This window comes from Sphingomonas sp. 10B4, from assembly GCF_035019905.1.
Taxonomy (GTDB): domain Bacteria; phylum Pseudomonadota; class Alphaproteobacteria; order Sphingomonadales; family Sphingomonadaceae; genus Sphingomonas; species Sphingomonas glacialis.
The window spans coordinates 1-249 of sequence record NZ_JASJVC010000475.1 but is presented as its reverse complement, the minus strand read 5'-3'; the positions used below and the strand labels follow the sequence as shown (position 1 = coordinate 249).

1 protein-coding gene is annotated in these 249 nt (G+C 51.4%); it reads right to left on the bottom strand.

The window, feature by feature from the left end; translation table 11 throughout:
• The coding region (locus tag QN347_RS20555; RefSeq protein ID WP_323494512.1) for a hypothetical protein at positions 1-249 on the bottom strand (249 nt) is incomplete at both ends.

The window sequence follows — 249 nt, the reverse complement described above, 5'->3', positions numbered from 1 at the left end:
AAGTCGGGCTATGCTCGATCGCCATCGACAACAATTGCAGGCGCAGTTGATCCTTTTTTCCCGCAGAAAGACTATGCGCAAGACGTCGGTTGACGCGCAGTATATAGAGCAGCAAACACAAGGCCAGGAAGACCAAAAGGCTCAAGCCGGCGACTTTTCGGTACTCAATGAGCCGCTCCGTGAGCGTTTCCTGATGATACAAAAACCCCTCCAAAGGAAAATTCTTCGGCAACATACCAAGGCTGGCGT